This window comes from Vicingus serpentipes, assembly GCF_007993035.1.
Classification (GTDB): domain Bacteria; phylum Bacteroidota; class Bacteroidia; order Flavobacteriales_E; family Vicingaceae; genus Vicingus; species Vicingus serpentipes.
Window position 1 is genome coordinate 128139 of the sequence record NZ_VOOS01000004.1, and the last position, 18725, is coordinate 146863.

The 18725-nt window shown below is 31.4% G+C and carries 22 protein-coding genes; 12 read left to right on the top strand and 10 right to left on the bottom strand.

Features of this window, described 5'->3' with window-relative positions; all coding sequences use genetic code 11:
- Window positions 1-92: 92 nt before the first annotated feature.
- Window positions 93-995 carry a gliding motility-associated ABC transporter ATP-binding subunit GldA gene (gldA, locus tag FRY74_RS09385; RefSeq protein ID WP_147100836.1) on the bottom strand — a complete coding sequence of 301 codons (903 nt, stop codon included), beginning with the start codon at window positions 993-995 and terminating at the stop codon, window positions 93-95.
- 87 nt (window positions 996-1082) lie between these two features.
- Between gldA and rsgA the strand changes: the two genes are divergently transcribed.
- From rsgA to FRY74_RS09415, 6 genes are all read left to right on the top strand, one after another.
- The gene (gene rsgA / locus FRY74_RS09390; RefSeq protein ID WP_147100838.1) at window positions 1083-2015 is read left to right on the top strand and encodes a ribosome small subunit-dependent GTPase A; all 933 of its coding nucleotides are present in this window, start codon (window positions 1083-1085) and stop codon (window positions 2013-2015) included.
- Window positions 2016-2017: 2 nt separating this feature from the next.
- On the top strand, window positions 2018-2470 hold the full coding sequence (dtd, locus tag FRY74_RS09395) for a D-aminoacyl-tRNA deacylase (RefSeq protein WP_147100840.1): 453 nt from the start codon (window positions 2018-2020) through the stop codon (window positions 2468-2470).
- Window position 2471: 1 nt separating this feature from the next.
- Window positions 2472-2984 (top strand): gamma carbonic anhydrase family protein, encoded by a 513-nt coding sequence (locus tag FRY74_RS09400; protein WP_147100842.1) that lies wholly within the window; start codon window positions 2472-2474, stop codon window positions 2982-2984.
- A gap of 17 nt (window positions 2985-3001) precedes the next feature.
- Window positions 3002-3535: a hypothetical protein gene (locus FRY74_RS09405; protein WP_147100844.1), complete on the top strand. Its 534-nt coding sequence runs from the start codon at window positions 3002-3004 to the stop codon at window positions 3533-3535.
- Window positions 3536-3707: 172 nt separating this feature from the next.
- Entirely contained in the window at window positions 3708-5429 is a 1722-nt protein-coding gene (locus tag FRY74_RS09410; RefSeq protein ID WP_147100846.1) for a hypothetical protein, read from the top strand.
- 206 nt (window positions 5430-5635) lie between these two features.
- Window positions 5636-6013: a hypothetical protein gene (locus FRY74_RS09415; protein ID WP_147100848.1), complete on the top strand. Its 378-nt coding sequence runs from the start codon at window positions 5636-5638 to the stop codon at window positions 6011-6013.
- A gap of 49 nt (window positions 6014-6062) precedes the next feature.
- Here the strand turns inward: FRY74_RS09415 and FRY74_RS09420 are convergent, their stop codons facing one another.
- The 4 genes from FRY74_RS09420 to panC form a co-directional block, all read right to left on the bottom strand.
- A complete protein-coding gene (locus FRY74_RS09420) occupies window positions 6063-6581 on the bottom strand; it encodes an adenylyltransferase/cytidyltransferase family protein (protein ID WP_147100850.1) in 519 nt (172 codons plus the stop codon).
- Between the two features lie 105 nt (window positions 6582-6686).
- Window positions 6687-7670 (bottom strand): lysylphosphatidylglycerol synthase transmembrane domain-containing protein, encoded by a 984-nt coding sequence (locus FRY74_RS09425; protein ID WP_147100852.1) that lies wholly within the window; start codon window positions 7668-7670, stop codon window positions 6687-6689.
- A gap of 7 nt (window positions 7671-7677) precedes the next feature.
- Window positions 7678-8028, bottom strand: coding sequence for an aspartate 1-decarboxylase (panD, locus tag FRY74_RS09430; RefSeq protein ID WP_147100853.1), 351 nt, complete (start codon window positions 8026-8028; stop codon window positions 7678-7680).
- Between the two features lie 14 nt (window positions 8029-8042).
- Entirely contained in the window at window positions 8043-8882 is an 840-nt protein-coding gene (gene panC, locus FRY74_RS09435; protein ID WP_147100855.1) for a pantoate--beta-alanine ligase, read from the bottom strand.
- Between the two features lie 140 nt (window positions 8883-9022).
- On the opposite strand from panC, the gene FRY74_RS09440 reads away from it, so the two are divergent.
- From FRY74_RS09440 to glmS, 3 genes are read left to right on the top strand one after another with little or no spacing between them, the layout of a single operon-like run.
- Window positions 9023-9853 carry a glycogen/starch synthase gene (locus tag FRY74_RS09440; protein WP_147100857.1) on the top strand — a complete coding sequence of 277 codons (831 nt, stop codon included), beginning with the start codon at window positions 9023-9025 and terminating at the stop codon, window positions 9851-9853.
- Between the two features lie 3 nt (window positions 9854-9856).
- Window positions 9857-11200, top strand: a complete 1344-nt coding sequence (locus FRY74_RS09445; protein ID WP_147100859.1) for a DUF4270 domain-containing protein — start codon at window positions 9857-9859, stop codon at window positions 11198-11200.
- Window positions 11201-11205: 5 nt separating this feature from the next.
- Window positions 11206-13050 (top strand): glutamine--fructose-6-phosphate transaminase (isomerizing), encoded by a 1845-nt coding sequence (gene glmS / locus FRY74_RS09450; RefSeq protein ID WP_147100860.1) that lies wholly within the window; start codon window positions 11206-11208, stop codon window positions 13048-13050.
- Here glmS and FRY74_RS09455 read toward each other — a convergent pair whose 3' ends face one another.
- The gene (locus tag FRY74_RS09455; protein WP_147100862.1) at window positions 13051-13428 is read right to left on the bottom strand and encodes an NINE protein; all 378 of its coding nucleotides are present in this window, start codon (window positions 13426-13428) and stop codon (window positions 13051-13053) included.
- Window positions 13428-14033 carry an adenylyl-sulfate kinase gene (cysC, locus tag FRY74_RS09460; RefSeq protein WP_147100864.1) on the bottom strand — a complete coding sequence of 202 codons (606 nt, stop codon included), beginning with the start codon at window positions 14031-14033 and terminating at the stop codon, window positions 13428-13430. The genes FRY74_RS09455 and cysC overlap by 1 nt, the downstream gene beginning before the upstream one ends.
- Window positions 14034-14071: 38 nt before the next feature.
- Between cysC and deoC the strand changes: the two genes are divergently transcribed.
- From deoC to cysQ, 3 genes are read left to right on the top strand one after another with little or no spacing between them, the layout of a single operon-like run.
- A complete protein-coding gene (gene deoC, locus FRY74_RS09465) occupies window positions 14072-14977 on the top strand; it encodes a deoxyribose-phosphate aldolase (protein ID WP_147100866.1) in 906 nt (301 codons plus the stop codon).
- Window positions 14977-15414 carry a DUF2061 domain-containing protein gene (locus FRY74_RS09470; protein WP_147100868.1) on the top strand — a complete coding sequence of 146 codons (438 nt, stop codon included), beginning with the start codon at window positions 14977-14979 and terminating at the stop codon, window positions 15412-15414. Before deoC ends, FRY74_RS09470 begins: the two co-directional genes overlap by 1 nt.
- Complete coding sequence (gene cysQ / locus FRY74_RS09475) at window positions 15407-16201, top strand: 3'(2'),5'-bisphosphate nucleotidase CysQ (RefSeq protein ID WP_147100870.1); 795 nt, start codon at window positions 15407-15409, stop codon at window positions 16199-16201. Before FRY74_RS09470 ends, cysQ begins: the two co-directional genes overlap by 8 nt.
- Here the strand turns inward: cysQ and FRY74_RS09480 are convergent.
- The 3 genes from FRY74_RS09480 to FRY74_RS12900 are packed head-to-tail and all read right to left on the bottom strand — an operon-like array spanning window position 16198 to window position 18664.
- The gene (locus tag FRY74_RS09480) at window positions 16198-16710 is read right to left on the bottom strand and encodes an acyl-CoA thioesterase (RefSeq protein WP_147100872.1); all 513 of its coding nucleotides are present in this window, start codon (window positions 16708-16710) and stop codon (window positions 16198-16200) included. The genes cysQ and FRY74_RS09480 overlap by 4 nt on opposite strands.
- Window positions 16711-16736: 26 nt before the next feature.
- Window positions 16737-18002, bottom strand: a complete 1266-nt coding sequence (locus FRY74_RS09485) for a M28 family metallopeptidase (RefSeq protein ID WP_170227998.1) — start codon at window positions 18000-18002, stop codon at window positions 16737-16739.
- A gap of 2 nt (window positions 18003-18004) precedes the next feature.
- Complete coding sequence (locus FRY74_RS12900; protein WP_170227999.1) at window positions 18005-18664, bottom strand: hypothetical protein; 660 nt, start codon at window positions 18662-18664, stop codon at window positions 18005-18007.
- Window positions 18665-18725: the final 61 nt, after the last annotated feature.

Below are 18725 nucleotides of genomic sequence, written 5' to 3' on the forward strand. Positions count from 1 at the left end.
TCTGTGGTCGCAAGCAGCCAAATCATTCCACATTTAATTCGACAACAAAATAAAGGAATTTTTATTTTACTTATCGTTAATTCTATAATTTTTTATTTTGTTAATGATTTGAAAACATTCTCTAACGATTGGGTTTCTTTTTGCATTGTTAAAACAGTTAAATCATGTTTCATTGCAAATTGAAAAATGTTGTTTCTTACATTATCTGCTTTTATTTCCATCACCAAAACAGTCTCAGATTTTTGAGCAATTTTTGTTACTCCTTCAATTTTTTCTAATTGTTTATTATCTATCGGTTTATCAAATTCTACAGTAACAACAATACCTTGTTTGTTTCGTTGTTGTAATTCTTTTGTGGTTTCGTTGGCTACAATTACACCTTTATTTACAATAATTGTTTTATCACAAATTGCTTCAACCTCTTGCATAATATGAGTCGAAAGCATAATTGTTTTTTCTTTCCCTATCTCTTTTATTAGATTTCTTATCTCTTCTAGTTGATTTGGATCTAAGCCTGTAGTAGGTTCATCTAATATCAACACTTTTGGATTGTGTATCATTGCTTGGGCTAATCCCACTCTTTGTCTATACCCTTTAGATAAAGCTCCTATTTTTTTGTTTTGCTCCAAGCCTAATCCAACCATATCAACCATTTCTTTTACACGAGCTCTTCTGTTGTCAATTTTATAAACTCCTCCAACAAAATCTAGATATTCTTTAACATACATGTCTAAATAAAGAGGATTATGTTCTGGTAAATACCCTACATTTCGTTTTACATCAATTGGATCTTCTGTTACATCATAACCACAAACTTTAATTATTCCACTAGTTTGCGGAATAAAACAAGTTATGATTTTCATCATTGTGGATTTCCCTGCTCCATTTGGACCTAAAAAACCAACAATTTCACCACCTCCAATTTCAAATGAAACATCGTTTAAGGCTTTTTGCTCGCCATAAATTTTTGTAACATTTTTTACTTCTATTGACATATTAAATGCTTTATTATTGTAATACGAAAGTACCAATTTTAGCTTAAAGCATTTAATTCTTTAACTTTGATTTTTTAAAATTATACATTGCAAGGAATCGTTATAAAATCTACCGGAAGTTGGTACTCAGTTCGTTTAGAAAATGAAAAGCAAGTTGACGCCCGAATTCAAGGTAAATTTAGGATAAAAGGAATTAAAACAACCAACCCTGTTGCTGTTGGAGACATTGTAACATTAAAAGAAACGGAAGAGAATTATGTAATTACCGATATTCAAGACAGGAAAAATTACGTCATCAGAAAATCGGTTAACCTTTCTAAACGTTCGCACATTATTGCTGCCAACATCGACCAAGCTTTGTTAATTGTTACGCTAAGCCACCCTACAACTTATACTGGTTTTATCGACCGTTTTTTAATTACCGCAGAGGCTTACCATATCCCTACTATTATTGTTTTTAATAAAATAGACATCTATACCGAAGCAGAAAAAGAAAAACTTACTAAGTTGATGGCTATATATACCAAAATTGGCTATAAATGTGTTGCTATTTCTGCATTAAAAGAAGCTAATATTGAAGAACTAAAAACAATAATGAAAGATAAAACTTCTGTAGTTTCAGGACATTCGGGAGTAGGGAAATCGACTTTATTAAACTGTATTGAACCTAAACTGAAATTAAAAACTTCTGAAATTTCAGAGTCTCACTCACAAGGAAAACACACCACCACTTTTGCAGAAATGTACGAGCTTAATTTTGGTGGATTCATTATTGATACCCCTGGTGTTAAAGCGTTTGGTTTGATTGATTTTGATAAAAATGAACTCTCTCATTACTTTTTAGAGATGAGAGCGTTATTAAACGAATGTCATTTTAATAATTGCCAGCACATTAACGAACCAAAATGTGCTATTAAAGCTGCTGTTTCTACTGGAGAAATTGAAGAGTTCAGATACAACAACTATATTAGTATGTATACTGATGATGAGGAAGAAAATTATCGAGATAAAGGGTATTAATTATGAAAGTTGTCATCCAAAGAGTATCTGAAGCTTCTGTCACAGTTAATAAAATTGTTACAGGAAAAATTAATGCTGGCTTATTGGTATTGATAGGGTTTGAAGAAACAGACACACAAGAAGATATTGCTTGGATGAGTGGAAAAATAACTCGTTTACGCATATTTGGCGATGATAATGAAAATATGAATTTATCTGTTAGTGATGTTGGTGGCGAAATTTTATTAATTAGTCAGTTTACTTTGCACGCTAGCACAAAAAAAGGAAACAGACCCTCTTTTATTAAGGCCGCAAAACCCGATTTAGCAATACCTTTATACGAACAGTTTATACAACAGCTGGAAATAGATTTAGGCAAACCTATACAAACTGGCGAATTTGGTGCCGACATGAAAGTGGCATTAATTAACGATGGCCCCGTAACCATAACAATAGACAGTAAAAACAAAGAATAAAATGGCTTTAATAAAAACAGTAAACGGAATAACTCCTGAGTTTGGCAATGATTGCTTTATAGCAGAAAACGCAACCCTAACTGGCGATATAAAAATGGGCGATAATTGCAGTATTTGGTTTAATGCTGTAATACGTGGCGATGTTCACTATATTAAAATGGGAAATAAAGTAAATGTGCAAGATGGAGCTGTAATACATGCTACTTACCAAAAATCACCAACTACAATTGGCAACAATGTTTCTATTGGGCACAATGCTTTGGTGCATGGTTGTACCATACACGATAATGTATTAATTGGTATGGGGGCAATTGTTATGGACGATGTAGTTATTGAAAGCAACTCGATAGTTGGTGCTGGAGCTGTTGTAACCAAAGGAACACACATAGAAAGTGGTTGTGTTTATGCTGGTAACCCTGCTAAAAAAATTAAAGAAGTTGGTAAAGATTTATTAGAAGGAGAAATTAACCGAATTGCTGACAGTTATGTGATGTATTCTGGTTGGTATAAGTAATTTAATTTTTCATTTACATGAAGACTTTTTCTATAGCTTCCTTTATTCTTATTACTTTTTATGCAAATAGTTTTTTTGCACAAGGATGCAGCGATGCTGGTTTTTGTAGTATAGACGGAATAAAACAAAACAATGTAGAACAAAATTTGATAAATACTGCTACAATAGAACCTTTTAGCAACAATATTAAAACAGGAATATCTATTGGCAATACTAGGTATAACGTATGGATATTTAATTCATACCTTGCTTATTCTAGACAAATTAATAAGCAGTTGAGTTTTTCAATAAAAATGGATGGGCAATATCGTTTCGGTGAGCTTAATCAAGTATTTGGCTTTTCAGACCTAAGTCTTTCAATGTCTCAAAAATTATCAAAATCATTCGGAATTATCGCAGGGGGAAAAATACCGTTTAATGATGCGAATAATAAATATAAAGGTAACTCAATGCCAATGGCCTATCAGACAAGTTTAGGGTCTTATGATGCTATTCTTGGAGTACAATATGTTCAAGAAAAAATTTTTGTTGTCCTAGTCGGGCAACATTAAGAAAACGAAAACCCCGCAAAAACAGTAGTGTTCTTTTGTGGGGTTTCTTTTTGGTACAGGATTCGTTACAGGGTTTTAATTAAAGTCATTACAGAACCCTACTTTCTAATGTCTTTATTTCTTTAAAATAGAATTCTCATTATTTTAATATCTTGCGATAATTAAATACGATATGAAATATATTTTTCTTACAACTTTAATTTTTTCATTTTATAGTCTATTCGCTCAAAGCGATTCTATTAATGATGTAAACTCAGAATTAAATTTTTATACAAAAGATTTATCTGATAAACTTATTATGCCTTATTTAACTTTAGTAGATATGGATGGTGGTGATTTTTTTGATCATGGTGTTGGAAATAGAATACAAATGGAGCTGGCAAATTATAATGGCATTTTAGTTAACGAAAAATCATTAATAATTGAAGAAAATAAAGAAGATGACAATTACAAGTCGATGAAGTTTTACACAGGTGGGCCAAATAAGCAAAAGTATTTGAGTAAGTATGTTATTAACAATTTAAATGCTAAAAGCACACTTGCAGAATTACTAGGAAGAAATGAGGATGGAGGGTTTGATATTGATAAGTTAAATGCATTTTCGGATAAGATTATACATAAAAAAGGCATAAATAAAAACGAAGATTTTGCATATGATAGAACAGTAGATGAAGTTGGTGTTGCGCTAATGTTAAACACTTATTTTTTGGTAAAAATAGACGGTAAATTATTTATTTTTAGAATAAACATTGAAAGAAAGAACCTTACATCATACGCTCAAGAGTATTGGTTTGAAAATTCAGAAAATAAAAATAATTTAAACGCTAAATACGACAGTTTAAAAATTCCTGTAGAATATATTGATATGGTACCATTAAATTTTATATCAAATAATAATGTGCAAAAAAATGGACCAAGATATGCTCAAAAAGTAGTTAATACTTTAATCAATAATAATATTTGGTTTAAAGATTTATCGAAAGAAGAAGGTGAAAAAATAATTTCAATAAATGATGATAAAACAGAAATATCACTTGATGAATTATTAAAAGGAGCATACAGGACCCTGACTCAAAGAAAAACACCATCCCGAACTTCTTATTACTATTTAACCGATATAGTTGAAAATAAACAGGGAAAATTAGAAAATAAGATTGTAGGGAAATTATTAGTTAGACCTCAAACTAAAGAGGCAAGGCAAATAGGTGGAAGGAAAATTCATAAAGAAATGAAAATTATACAAACATCTAATTATTTTAATCTTTCAATTGGATATAACCCTTTTATAGATGTAACATCTAATGGTATCAATTATGAAATTGGAATACCAATAAGAAGATCACGTAAGGGATTTACAAACCTAGAATTTATTTTTGCTTATACAAAAAGTTTTACAAAGCGAATTGATGCTGGCAATTTAGTATTTGATTATAATTACTATCCTGAAATAAATACGGGTTCAAAGTATAGAGCTGGAACTGGGGTTCGAAAAAATATTAATGGAGTAAGATCTTACAAATTTTGGAGTTTTACTTTGTTTGGGATTTCTGCAAAAGCTTATTTATCTAATCGTGGAAATTTTTTCATCAAATATAATATTAGCTTTGGTATGTTTGGTAACAATGTAACTACTAACATGTTTAAAACCGAAACTGGTTCTGGTACTGTAGGTGGGTTTTTTAAGAACTCAATTGGGCTTCATCATTATTTAAACCATCGAGTAAACTTTTTCATACGTCCAACTTTAACTTCTAGGTCACATATAAATCAATATATAAATGTTTCAGAAAGCGAAATTTCAAGAAAAGCGGGAGGATGGAATGACGAATTTAGAAACATAGGTAATAGCAAATTAACAGGATCTATTTTATTCGGTTTTAATTTTGATATTTAAATATACATTAAATTCTCTTTCATTTCTTTAATCCAAATTCACGATTACCGTACAGGGTTTTAACTGTTTTCTATCGGTATTTGCGTTTTTACTTCAACCTAATAAAAGTAGAAAGTCGTGTTTAAATGCGGCCAAGTGGTATTAGCGGTTAGATTGGTAAGCCCCTAGGGTGGCAACAACCCTTTATTCAGAACTCAAATACATTTATGATTGGGAATTTTTCAAAAGAAGAATTAGGAGCTAAATATCCCATTACAAATAAATTTAAACGTGCGGGAGATCTATTGTTGAGAATTTCTTATCACCACATCCCTAAAGTCAGAATGAAAAATTTTTCGTTTACCTATAGCTTGCTTCCTATTTATCACTTAAAAAATGATGAGTATACAAATGCAGAAAAAAAAATAGTTGAGATTAAAGATAGCAAAGGCCTTACTTTAAATACCAATGTTTTTGTGAATTATCGGATTAATAATAAATCAGCAATAGAAATATCTACTGGATTTCCTTTAATTGCTAGGAAGTTGCGCCCTGAAGGATTAAGCCAATTTGCCATAACTATAGAGTTCATTAAAAGGTTTTAAAAGCCGTTAGATTAAAATCTAAAATATTTAATCTGATAAAGTAAAATATCTAACTTCTTTTTAACTTCTCCTCAATTTTTGAAGTAGAATACCCTGGTACAAATTGGATAACCTCAACAGCACCACCATTATTTAAAACTACATCAGAACCTACAATGTATTTTTTGTCAGTTTTGTCTGTACATTTTGGATCGTAATCGCCTCCTTTAATTAATACGTTTGGTTGTAATTGGTTTATTAAATCGAAAGGGGTATCATCATCAAACACAACAACTGCAGCAACAAAATCTAACGCTGCAATTAATAAAGTTCTAGAATATTCATCTTGCAAAGGTCTTGAGTCTCCTTTTCCTTGTCGTTTTACAGAAGCATCAGAGTTAACCCCAATAATTAATTTACTTCCAAAATCAGCCGCTTGAGCCAAGTACTCAACATGTCCTCTATGCAAAATATCGAAACACCCATTTGTAAATACTACTTTTTGGTTAGTTTTTTTCCAGTTTTCAACTTGTATTAAAAGTTGGTTTAAATCAACTATTTTATTGGTAACGCTAGATAAGTGAGACATTTTCTTTTTTTGTGCTAAAGTATTTATTTTTAAGGAAACGAGTATAAAATGAGATTGCTGATATTTTCAGCTTTTCAAAAAATAATCAAAAAAAATTGTGTTTTCTTATTCAGAAAGGGCAGCTTGTTTTTTACTAATAAACGGTAAAGCCACAAGCGAAACTAATCCTGCTAAAATAGTAAATGCCGTAAGTGAGGTCCAAGCAAGCATACTAAACGATTCAGCATTTTCTATGTTGTATAGATTTGAAAGAACTGCAGCCACCATTAATGGATATAAACCAATACCTCCTGGAGTAGCAGAAATGGCAATCCCACCTACAACAAAAGCAGCAAAAACAGCATTTATACTCAAGTTTGCAGTTTCTGGCAAGGCAAATGAGCACACCCAAAGCATTAAAACATAACAAACCCAAATAAAAATAGTATGTAAAACATAAGCTGTTCGTTGTTTAAGTTGAAGAATAGTTGAGACTCCTTCATACAACCCTCTTAAAATTTCCCTAACTTTTAATTTAATTTTAGGAACACTCATAATTAAAACAAATCCAACAACAATAAGCAAAGCAGCTAGAAAATAGCCCCAAGTAGGAATTCCTCCTCCAGAATTTCCGGTATTTTTAATCGAATTAAAAGCTTCAACATCTTTTTGAAAATATAATGTTATCCCCATTACAATACCAAGCATAATAACATCAATTATTCGCTCAACTATTATAGTTCCAAATACTTTCTCGAAAGGTGCTTTCTTTTGAAATTTAGCATAATAACCTGCTCTTGCAACCTCTCCAGATCTAGGAATAGTAAGGTTTATTAAATATCCAATCATTACACTGTGGTACATTTTCCAAAAGTTTGGAGTATGTCCTAATGGAGCTAGTAAATATTTCCAGCGATAAGCCCTACTCATATGGCTTAATAGCATAATTATAATACCTATAAAAATAAATCTATAATCAGCTTTTAAAAAAGCGTTTTTTAAATTCTGTAGTTCAACATCAGTAAGATTCGAAATAAAAAACCAAGTAAGATACACTCCTATTCCTAAAGGAATAATAATTTTAAGAGCGGCTATAAGTCCTTTTTTCAAAAAGTAATTATTTTAATTTATTGGTAGTTTCATCAGGGAAAATCAATGTTGGTTTAAATGATTTTGCTTCTTCAAAATCCATAATTCCATAAGAGATAATAATAATGATATCGTTAACTGCAACTTTACGAGCAGCAGGTCCATTAAGGCATATTTCTCCTGATCCTCTAGGCCCTTTAATCGTATATGTTTCCAATCGTTCGCCATTGTTAATATTAACAATTTGAACTTTTTCACCCTCAATAATATTAGCGCCTTCCATTAAATCTTCATCAATGGTAATGCTGCCAATATAATTTAAATCAGCTTCGGTTACTCTAACCCTGTGAATTTTAGATTTTACTACTTGTACTTGCATAATTGGAAGCAAAATTAATTAAATATTGTGATATTATCTATCAACCTTACATTACCCATATTCACCGCTGTAAATGCCACACAATAATCAGATTGACTCCAATCTGATAAAGGCTGAAGTGTATTACCGTCAGCAATGTCAAAATACTCCAACTGAAACTTGTTTGACTTCGCTAAATTATTAGCAAAATAGGTTTTCATTTCTTCCACAGAACCTCTGGAATAATTATGCTTTATGTTTGAAAGCAATTCAAAAATAATTTTAGCCTCATCTCTTTCTTCTTTACTAAGCCTTTCATTTCTTGAGCTCATTGCAAGCCCTGTTTTCTCTCTCAAAATAGGACACCCAATAATTTTTGTTGGACTATCTATTTGATTTACTAATGCCTTTACTATTGCTAGTTGCTGAAAATCTTTTTCTCCAAAAAATGCATAAGTAGGATTAATAATTTCGAAAAATCGTTGGATCACATTTGCAACACCATTAAAATGACCCGGTCGGTGTTCTCCTTCCATTACATTTCCTAAAGCGCCAAAATCGAATTCTTTAAATGTATAATCATCATACATTTCCTCAACTGTTGGCAAAAAAACAACATCACATCTTTGCTGTTCCAATAACCTTAAGTCTTGCTCAACGTTGCGAGGGTATTTTTCTAAGTCTTCTTTTTTGTTAAATTGAGTGGGATTAACAAAAATGCTACAAACAGTTAAGTCACATTTTTTTTGAGATGCATCAATCAATGATAAGTGCCCATTATGCAAGGCTCCCATTGTTGGTACAAATCCGATAGATTTGTTTGCGTTTTCTTGCAAATATTGCTGCAAGCTGCTTACACTTTCAAAGATTAACATCTATTTATTAGTTCAATTTTTCCGCAAAATAAATAATTAATAATGTAATTATAGATTTTTAACACATCTAACCTCTATTTAAAACTTGACTTACAGCTGAAAATATCGTACTTTTGCAACTCATTTCTATAAACTGTTATATGAAGAAGAAGAAAATTTTATTTATTTCCCAAGAAATTACCCCTTATTTAGAAGAAACAGAATTATCACTAATCGGCCGTCACTTACCCCAAGGAATACAAGAAGCAGGTAAAGAAATTAGAACGTTTATGCCAAAATTTGGCTGTATTAATGAACGTAGAAATCAATTGCATGAAGTTATCCGTTTATCAGGAATGAATTTAATCATTAATGATAACGACCACCCTTTAATTATTAAAGTTGGCTCAATTCAGCCAGCAAGAATGCAGGTTTATTTTATTGATAGCGAAGACTTTTTTCAACGAAAAGCTGTTTTTCATGACAAAGAAACTGGTAAGTTTTTTGATGATAACGATGAAAGAGCAATTTTCTTTGCAAGAGGTGTTTTAGAAACTGTTAAAAAACTTGGTTGGGTTCCAGATATTATCCATTGCCACGGGTGGATGACTAGTTTAGTTCCTTTGTATATTAAAACATCATATAGCAAAGATCCTATTTTTGAAAATTCAAAAGTTGTTTTTTCTTTATATGACAATGAATTTGAAAACCCACTTAATCCTGAATTTGCTAACAAAGCTTTAATGGAAGGTATTAATGAAGATGCTATTGCTGATTATAAAAAAACATCTTTTGTTGACTTAAATATAGCTGCAATTAACGCTTCAGATGCTATTGTTAAAGCAAGCGAAAACATTCATCCAGATTTACAAGCGGCTTTTGATAAGACTGAAAAGCCTAAATTTGATTGTCAAGACAAAGATTGTTTCGTAGATGATCACTCTAATTTTTATGATGAGATCTTAGAGTCTGTAGAAGTAATACACAATTAAAAAATGAACAACATTCTTATTCGTATTTATACTAAACGGAAAGCATTAATGCTTTCCGTTATCTTTTTTACGACCTTATTTTCATGTAAAAAGGATGGGGAATTATACCCTGAGTTTAATTCAGAAAATTTAATTGTTAGTTTTACTGATACCTTATCTATTTCAACTAAAGTTTTAAGAGATGATTCCATCAATACTTTTAATGTAAGCTCTAATCTTTTAGGTATTTATAATGATTCTATTTTTGGTTTAAGTAGTGCGTCATTCTATTCTGAACTAACCCTTTCTGGTGCAAATGTAAATTTTGGAAATAATGCAATAATTGACTCTATTGTTCTTTCATTAAAGTATAAAAGTCCTTTAGACTTTTACGGTGAATTATTCACTCCAATGGATATTAATGTTTATGAACTCACTGAAGAAATTTCTGGTGATGAATATAATTCTGCTCAAGATATTAATTACAACCCAACTCCTATTGGGAATTTTAATGACACCTTATATATCACAACTCCGGTTAAAGTCATTAATAATCAAGATACTACTTCATTTGATCCTCACTTAAGAATAAGATTGAATGATGCAATTGGCCAAACTATTCTTAATGCAGGAGATGATGGTCAAACAATATCTAACAACGACGCTTTTAAATCTATTTTTAAAGGACTTTATATTTCACCTTCTTCATCAGTAACATCTTCAACATTGCAAAAAGGGAAAGGAGCTATTGTATCCTTCGATGTTAATTCATCTTTGTCAACTGTAACATTGTATTACCATAATGATTCTGACACTACTTCTTATAGTTTTATTATGAACTCCGAAAGCAAAAAGTTCAACCGATTTGATCATAATTATGCTGGAACTGATGTTGAAAAACATATAAATAATACTATTGATTTAGACTCAACCTTAACCTATGTTCAATCTATGGGAGGGGTAAAAACTAAAATTGAAATCCCAAACATAAAAGATCTTGCAAAAATTGAAAATATTATCATTAATAAAGCAGAAATAGTTTTCCCATTGAAAGATAATTCTAACGCTACACTTCAAGCAATTCAAACGTTAGCATTAACTGGTATTAATGAATCTGGTGATGCAGTCTTTCTTATTGATAATTTTGAAGGAACTGATTATTTTGGTGGCACACTTGATGCTGAAAATAAAACTTATAGTTTTAATATTGCTCGGCATATTCAACGAATAATTACTGGAACTGAAGAAGATTATGGATTATACTTAATTGCAACAGGGTCTGCTGTTTCTGCTAACCGCTCGGTGTTAAATTCTGCTATACACCCAACTTCAAAAATGAAATTAAATATTACTTATTCTAAACCTTAATAACTATGTGTGGAATAGTTGCATACATTGGAGATAAGCAAGCTTATCCTATTTTAATAAAAGGACTTCAACGTCTTGAATACAGAGGTTATGACAGTTCTGGTGTAGCATTGTTAAGCAACAATGAAATACATCTTTATAAAAAGCAAGGTAAAGTTGTTGAGTTAGAGAATTTTGCTAACGGAAAGGATGTTAGTGGTAGTGTCGGCATTGGTCATACTAGGTGGGCAACACATGGTGCTCCCAATGATAAAAATGCTCATCCTCATTATTCTGGATCAAATAAATTAGCAATTATCCATAACGGAATTATTGAAAACTACGCCTCTTTAAAAGCAGAAATGATTTCTAGAGGGCATGTCTTTGAAAGTGATACAGATACAGAAGTTTTAATTCACTTAATAGAAGATATTCAGGAAAAAACTAATGTTGATTTGGAAGAAGCTGTAAGAATTGCTTTAAACGAAGTGATCGGTGCTTATGCAATCGTAATCATGTCTAAAGAAAATCCTGATTTATTAATTGCAGCTAAAAAAAGTAGCCCGTTAGTTATTGGATTAGGAGAAAAAGATGAATTTTTTATCGCTTCAGACGCTACACCAATTGTTGAATACACAAGAAATGTAGTTTACCTTAATGATGAAGAGATTGCTATTATGCAAAGAGGAGAAGATCTTCGTTTATTAAACATAAAAAATCAACAAAAAACACCATATATTCAAGAATTAGAAATGCAACTCGAGGCCATTGAAAAAGGTGGTTACGATCATTTCATGATAAAAGAAATCTATGAACAACCTCAATCTATACGTAATAGTATGAGAGGAAGAATAGATTTAAATAAAGGAATTATTTCTCTTGGTGGAATTAGAGAATACGAACAAAAAATAATTAATGCTCAGCGAATTATTATTGTTGCTTGCGGTACTTCGTGGCATGCTGGCTTAGTTGGCGAATATTTATTTGAAGACCTAGCAAGAATTCCTGTTGAAGTTGAATATGCGTCTGAATTTAGATATCGAAATCCCATTATAAATGAAAACGATGTAGTAATAGCAATTTCTCAGTCAGGAGAAACTGCTGATACTTTAGCGGCAATTAAATTAGCAAAAGAAAAAGGCGCTACAATAATTGGTATTTGTAATGTTGTAGGTTCAACCATCTCTAGAGAAACTCATGCAGGGTCTTACACTCATGCTGGTCCAGAAATTGGAGTAGCTTCTACAAAAGCATTTACTGCTCAAGTAACCGTTTTGTCTTTAATGGCATTATCAATTGCCCATAAAAAAGGAACATTATCAGAATCTAGATTTAGAGAATTGTTAGTGGAATTAGATAACATCCCAAACAAAGTAGCTCACATGCTTGAGTCTGATAAAACAATAAAATATATTTCTGATATTTATAAAGACGCTCGCAACTTCTTATACTTGGGTAGAGGCTATAACTTCCCTGTAGCCTTAGAAGGAGCTCTTAAATTAAAAGAAATCTCTTACATTCATGCTGAAGGTTACCCTGCAGCAGAAATGAAACACGGACCAATAGCTTTAATCGATGAAGAAATGCCTGTTGTAGTTATTGCTACGAAACACGGTAACTATGAAAAAGTAGTTAGCAATATTGAAGAGGTAAAAGCTAGAAATGGAAAAATAATTGCAATAGTTACTGAAGGAGATACCGCTGTTAAAGCCATTGCAGACCATGTTATTGAGGTTCCTGAAACAGAAGATGCATTAAGTCCTTTATTAACTTCTATTCCTTTGCAATTACTTTCTTATCATATTGCAGTAATGAGAGGTTGTAATGTTGATCAACCAAGAAATTTAGCAAAATCAGTAACTGTAGAGTAATTATTTAGTCCACATCATAATTTTAGGATTTTCTTCGAAAGAAGAAATATCCTTTTTAAAAATAAGATGGGCTAAATCAACTAATGGTAGTATTCCAAAACCACCTAAAGTAACAGCATATATTATTGGAGCACCTGGTCTTGTTCTTAAATAAACACGATGTCCTCCAAGAGGTCCGGTTAATATTGTGAATATTATGGCTTTTACTCTTACATGTTTTCGTTCTGCTTTTTTATTAGGCTGAATGGAGTCGCCAGCATTAATTAATTCTTTGTTTTCAGCGAAAATAGTATCTTGAAAACTAAATTGTGTTTTTTCAGCTTTTGCAAAAAATACACTCGTGAAGAATAAAAAACAAAACGTTATTTTTTTGTACATCAAACTGATAAAATAGGTAATATTTTAGCAACAACCTCATCTATAGTTTCATCTACCGTTTTCCCTTCTGTTTTTAAATCTAAAAAAGGATTAGTTGGTGCTTCAAAAGGAGCATCTAGTCCTGTAAAGTTTTTAATTTCTCCTGCTCTTGCTTTTTTATATAACCCTTTCACATCTCTTTGTTCGCAAACCTCAAAAGGTGTGTTAACAAAAATCTCTAAAAAATCTTCCTCTCCTATAATCTGTTTTGCCTTTTCTCTAATTTCAACTGTAGGGCTTACAAAGCAATTTATTGTAACTATTCCAGCGTTTAAGAACAATTTCGATACCTCAGCTATCCTTCTAATGTTTTCCGTCCTGTCTTCTTCGCTAAAGCCAAGATTATTATTGATTCCTGTTCTTACATTATCCCCATCTAAAATTTGAGTTAAAATCCTTTTTTTGTTAAGCTCCCTTTCTAACCCAATAGCAATTGTGGTTTTACCAGACCCTGAAAGACCAGTAAACCAAATTACAATAGATTTTTGTTGAAGTAACGCTTCTTTATCTTTTCTTTGTAATATCCTATGAAAAACAGGATGTATATTATTTGAATTATTTTGCATATCAATAACAAATTTAATAATTAAAACAACGGAGTTAAATGATTCCTTTTGCAAACATAAAAGATATTCCTAGTTTAAACCCAAACTATACGTTTGATTCTGAAATTAATGAATCAATTCAGCAAGTTTTAGTTTCTACTAGCCCTATTTCTGATAAAAAAAATGAATTAGCCTTAATTTTAAACCTAATAGATTTAACTTCATTAGAAGGTGCTGATACAACCTTAAAAATAGAAGGCATGTGTAATAAGGTTTTAGGGTTAGAAAAGTATAACAAAATACCTAATGTTGCTGCAATTTGTGTTTATCCAACTTTTGCTAAACTAGTTAGTCAAAAACTAAAGGGCACCAAAATTAACACAGCTTGTGTAGCGGGAGCTTTCCCTTCAGGACAATCAAGTCTTGATATTAAACTTAAAGAAATTGAATGGGCAATAAATGAAGGGGCTACAGAAATTGATATGGTTATTTCTAGAGGAAAACTTTTAGAGGGGAAGTATCAAGAAGTGTTTGATGAAATTGTTGCTATTAAAAAATGTTGTGGAGAAATTCACCTCAAAGTAATTATTGAAAGTGGTGAATTGCAAAGTCTAAAAAACATAAGAATTGCAAGCGATTTAGCAATGTATGCCGGAGCTGATTTTATTAAAACCTCAACAGGTAAGATTAGTGAAGGAGCTACGTACAAATCTGTTTATGTAATGCTTAATGCTATAAAAGATTTTAATAAGGCAACCAGTAAAAAAATAGGAATGAAACCTGCCGGTGGTATTTCTGATATTGAAACAGCAATTAATTATTTAAAATTAATTGACAAAACAGTTGGGCAAGAATGGTTTGACAATCATTTATTCCGATTTGGAGCGAGTAGATTAGCTAACAACGTTTTAAATGAGTTATCCGTATTAGTTGATGAACCAACACTAAAAAACTATTTTAATTAATGTCAGAAGACTTTTTAATAAAAAGGCATCTTGCTAAAACCATGACATGGCGTATAGTTGGTACAATTGACACCATGATTATTGGTTGGATTGTTTCTGGAGATCCTTTAGTTGGTCTATCAATAGGGGGTACAGAAGTTCTTACAAAAATGGTTTTATATTTTTTACATGAACGCGCATGGTTTAAATATGGTTATTCTAAAAAAACGCACGGAGCTAAAATGTCAAGAAAAAGACACCTTTTAAAAACTATTTCATGGAGAGTAATTGGAACTATTGACACCATGCTTTTGGCTTGGTTAATTTCTGGAAACCCATTAATAGGTTTAAAAGTTGGAGGAATAGAGGTTATTACTAAAATGATACTTTATTATTTTCACGAAAGAGTTTGGTATAAATATGATTTTGGAATTGAAAAAGAAAAAAATAATGGATAGAAAAGACTTATTATTAAATGCAATTAACGCAGCGCTAGCTGGAGGAAAAGAAATATTAGATGTATACAACTCTGATTTTGCAATCGAGCACAAAGACGATAAGTCACCTTTAACTGAGGCTGATAAAAGAGCTCATTTAAAAATAGTTGAATTATTAGAATGTACTTCTATTCCTGTTTTAAGTGAAGAAGGGAAAAATATACCTTATGACGAACGAAAAAATTGGAGTCAATTTTGGATGGTAGATCCTTTAGATGGTACTAAAGAGTTTATAAAAAGAAATGGCGAATTTACTGTAAACATTGCCCTTATTGAAAACCAAGAATCAACAATGGGGGTGATTTATGTTCCAGTAACTGGTGAATTATATTTTTCAGATGAAAAAGCTTATAAAGCTGAAAACATGAGGTTAAAAGTTAAAAGTTTGGAAGAATTATTACAAAATGCTCAAATATTACCTTTGCCTCAAACTAGAAAGAATTATATCGTTGTCGGCAGTCGTTCACACATGAGTGAAGAAACAGAAACTTATATAAACGAACAAAAAGAATTACATAACGAAGTAGACATCCTTTCTAAAGGTAGTTCATTAAAATTGTGTATGGTTGCTGAAGGAGCTGCTGATAGTTATCCTCGTTTCGCTCCAACAATGGAATGGGATACAGCTGCAGGTCAAGCAATCGTAAGAGGTTCTGGGGCTAATGTTATTAACTGGGAAACTCAAGAAACAATGCTATATAACAAAGAAAACCTATTAAATAGCTGGTTTTTAGTAAAAAGAGACTAACTAAATAACTTTTTTAATTCCGTTGCCTCTTCTGGTTTCATTTTACCCGCTAAAATAAGGCTGAGCTGTCTTCTTCTTAGTGCTGCTTCATATCTGCTTTTTTCTTCTTCTGTTTCTGGGATTACTTCTGGAGCTTCTATAGGACTTCCCATTTGATCAACTGCAACAAAAGTATAAATAGCATCATTACATTTTGTTTTAGCTCCAGTTCTATGGTCTTCCACAAAAACATCAATCACTACTTCCATCGATGAATTAAAACATCTTGAAACTTTAGCTTCTAGTGTAATAATATCACCTAATTTAATTGGATGAGAAAAAGAAACATTATTAACAGCAGCAGTAACAACAATTCGATTAGAACAACGATGAGCTGATATTGCTGCACAGATATCTAACCAGTGCAACAATCTTCCTCCCATTAAATTTCCAAGGGTATTGGTGTCATTAGGTAGCACCAATTCTGTCATTATTGCTTTTGTAGATTCTGCTGTTTTAGTTTTTGCCATAATAAAAATCTTAGCTGCAAAGGTAATTACAATTCATTTACAAAATCAGTAAGCAACCTGAAACAATCTTCAAATTTAGAAAGAGGTAAAGTTTTAGAAACATCATAAACATCATGGTAAGCTTTTATTCCTCCCAAAGTATATATAAATATTGCTGGCACACCTTTTTCTGCGAACCAATAGTGATCACTATTAGCAGCTTTTCCTCTTATTTTTACTTGCTTCAAATAATTATTAGTAGAGTTAATCTCAACCAACTTATCAAACTGAGGTTTGAATTCTGAACCATTAACCACTTGAATTCCTTCGTCTCCAGTTCCCATTATGTCAACATTTATCATAAAATTAATGCTAGCCAATGAGAAAGTTGGGTTTTCTACAAAGTGTTTAGAGCCAATAATTCCTGCTTCTTCGGCACCAAAAGCCATAAATACAATTGTTTTTTTAGGAACTTCTTTATATGAGTAATAGTAAGCTAAATTTAATAACATTGCTATTCCGCTTGCATTATCGTTAGCTCCAGGAAAATAAACTTCACTTCCCATTTTTCCTAAATGGTCGTAATGAGCACTAAAAACAATAATAGAGTCCGGGAATTCAGCTCCAACAATTTTACCAATAACATTTTGAGAGGTATAGTTTGGAATAAATTCTTGATCAATTTCTATTGAAATTTTAGTTGCCGTTTTGTCAAAAGAATTCCTCAAGACTTTTAAAACAACATAATCTGAAACTATGGTTGAAAGATGGTGAGTTAACTTTGCTTCTTCTAAAAAAACAAGACCTGAAGCTAATATACCATTAGTTTTAATTATTGTAAACTCTTCTTTTTGAGTTGCATCTTTATCATCAATAACAATAATTTTATCCTTAAAAAACCCTTGTTTTTTTAATTTGTAAAGCTTCTTTTTTGATGGTATAGTTGATTTATCATAATAAACCAGGTTAAAAACACCTTTCGTTTTAACGGACTTAGGATCAACTAAATAGTCAACTCCTGCGATTAATTCTTTATCCTCTAACTTTACTTTTAAAGTGCTCGGAAAAGTATTTATTGAATAATTGAAAGGCTGAAAAAAAGACTGCGCAATAGGTTTGAGCCCTACTTTTAAAAATTCGTTAGCAATATAATCTGCTGCTTTTTTTTCGCCTTTATTTACAGCACCTCTTCCCGAAAAATAAGATGAAGTTAATGTGTCTATAACCTCTCTGGCGTATTCAATATTTTGTGAATTTAAATCAACCGAAAAAACATAAACTAAAAAAATTAAACCTACAAGCTGCTTTTTCAAAACTATAAAAATCTTCGTTGAACTTTATTTTGAAGCATCAATAAGTGCTCGTTTTCCAAATCCCAATCATAGGTGGCTCCAAACTCATTTAATTTACCCATAGCTATTACTTCATTTTCACAGGCATCTAAAGTTTTTATGGCTTCATTAAAAAGCGTCATGTCTTTATTAAATAATTCGTTGGCAAACAAATACCTATCATTTAATGAAAAAGCATCTTTTAATGACGCAATAGGGGTTTGAGAAAATTTATCACTAACCGAATTCTGACCGTTCTCTTTTACTTCTTTAGCTTCCAATTTTTTAGCTTCTTCTGCTTCTTGAACAGGAATAACTTCCTTTTCTTCTTCTATTTTAATCGCCTCATCAATTAATTCAATCTGGACTTCTTCTGGTGCCTCAATTAACTCTTCAATTATTGCTTCTTTCTTTAGTTCTCTTTGTTCTTGTTGATAATTTCTTCTTTTATGGCTGGCCTGCTCCTCATTTAATTCAATTGCAAATTTCAAAACAGCGGCCAATTCCTGCAGTTTATTTATTTTTGATAGCATTACGCTTGCTTCTAACGAAGGAAAATAATCTTTGTCTGTAAATCTATCTGAGTGTTGATTAATCTTGTCTAATAGTTGGTTAAATTCTTTGCGCAGTTCTTGAATTTCCATAACTTCGAATTGTTTTATAATGAACCATAAAGTTAATCAAAATCTAGCTCTAACAAACTTA